The 1873-nt window shown below is 55.4% G+C and carries 3 protein-coding genes; all 3 read left to right on the top strand.

From position 1 onward, the window contains the following. Positions 1-844 (top strand): AHH domain-containing protein (locus tag AC6H0N_RS15585; protein WP_497575053.1); only part of this gene is annotated, 844 nt, incomplete at its 5' end. After that, complete coding sequence (locus AC6H0N_RS15580; protein WP_497575052.1) at positions 841-1443, top strand: hypothetical protein; 603 nt, start codon at positions 841-843, stop codon at positions 1441-1443. The genes AC6H0N_RS15585 and AC6H0N_RS15580, both read left to right, overlap by 4 nt. Positions 1444-1673: 230 nt before the next feature. Next, positions 1674-1873: transposase (locus AC6H0N_RS15575; RefSeq protein ID WP_497575051.1), on the top strand; the 200-nt coding region annotated here is incomplete at its 3' end.

The raw sequence follows: 1873 nt of genomic DNA, 5'->3' as shown, positions 1-1873 counted from the left end.
CTTGCCACCAGGAGCAGCGCAAGCCCTCACGCAACTCACCGCCCTTGGTGCGGGCACCGCCGCTGGTGGCCCGCAAAGCGGCGCAGCCGCTATGAATGAGGCTAGCAACAATGCCGTACAAGCAGCAGCGGTTTGGCCACTCATAGCCGAGGCCGTCGCAGCCGGGGGCGCTGCGTCAGCACGTGCCTGCCTCAGCTCGCCTGTATGTGTGAACGCGCTGAAGATGGCTGGCACTTCAGCCGTTGCCTGGGTCGCGTCCCTTCTGTCCGAAGAGGAACTGGCACAAATCCCCGGATTCGGCGCCGGCCATCAGCCGCCGCCCTTCGGTCCGCTAACTACCCCCATCCCGGATCCTGACTCCCTGCAGCGGATGTATGGGCCGCCTCCGCTCGAGAATCAAGAGGCGCTGACAGCGTGGCTCGCAAATGCGCTACAGGGTTATCCTGCGGATCAAGCAGAGCAGTGGGCAAAGGATTTCATCCATACGCTGCCGATGGCGGATCAGCTGCATTACAGCGATCTGATCATTCAGCAGGTACATCACATCTGCACGGACAAGAACTGCGTATCTCCGGCAAGTGGCGGTCCGTGGACTCCAAGGTTCGAAGAAATGTTCGGCAGAGCCGATCTCTCCATGCAAGATGAACTCAACAAAGTCTGGGTTGAGGGACATAAGGGGCCACATCCGCAGGCGTACCACGAAGCCGTGTACGAGCGCCTGAATGCATTACGTGCTCTTCCGGAGGACGTCTATCCACAAGCTTTCAAACAAGAACTCGCCAGAATCGGGCAAGAAATCCAGACTCCCGGATCATATTTGAATAGATTGGTGACTAAGCAATGACTGCATTCTTCAAAATTCAGATCGGAGCAACTGAGTTTCCTGATATGTGGCATCTCCGGTACCCCATTGACGAAAACGGAGATATCTTGGATGCCAACATGCTTCCAGATCGTGGCCCTTACGCTGGTCCCCGCATCGCCAAAGTCCAGATCGACACTCGCTATCCGGGCCGGAAGCTGGACTTTAGTTTTGGCTACTTCGACTTTATTGTCGTCAGCACCCATGTAGCCGACCTCATCGAGTCCCACGGGGGAAAAATCCAGCGGTATCCAGTCACGCTGCTTCCGACGGAAGAAATGGGATACGAGGTGATTTTTACCTTAGACGCTCCCAAGGGACTGATTGATCTGTCGCGGGCAGATGAATACGAGTTCTATGAACAGGATGATCTGCGGGTTGAGATGCCTTACGGCGGCATAGTTCCCCGGCAGAATGGCATGCTGTACAAAGTCTACAACCTGTATATCGATCCTCTCAAAGCGAGCGGCATGGAGTTCTTCAGGCCGTGGGAGTATGCGAGCTTGATCATTTCTGAATCACTTAAAGCTGCGTTCGAATCGGCCGGCGTCACAGGGATATCTTACCGTTCAGTAACCTAGGCCGTGTTCACATATAGCGATATGGGTCAGGATCAATGATCAATAGGGTAAGAGTCATTGATCCTTTTTTCAAACCGCGCCACTTTGATCTGAATTGAGAGGAATCGCCGTGGCCCGCTTGCCCAGAGTCAATCTGCCCGGTTGCGCCCAGCACGTGATTCAGCGGGGCAACGGTCAGGATTCGGGGTCAGGTCAGGATTTTATACTCCCGGCAACCTATCCTGATCTTCATGGCACGCCCAATCCGAATCGAGTTCTCTGGTGCGCTCTATCACATCACCTCTCGCGGGGATCGGCGTGAGGCGATCTATGAAGACGGCACTGATCGGGAGCGGTTTCTCGAAGTGCTCGGAGAGGTAGCCGAGGATTTCAACTGGGTCTGTCATGCCTGGTGCCTGATGACCAACCATTACCATTTGGTGGTCGAGAC

It is taken from the genome of Pseudazoarcus sp. NS34 (genome assembly GCF_059703725.1).
The sequence above is the reverse complement of the archived record's forward strand: the minus strand, read 5'-3'. Positions and strand labels throughout refer to the sequence as shown.

Coding starts and splice junctions, on each gene's coding strand:
- AC6H0N_RS15580 (WP_497575052.1), top strand. CDS start 841: ATGACTGCATTCTTCAAAATTCAGATCGGAGCAACTGAGTTTCCTGAT.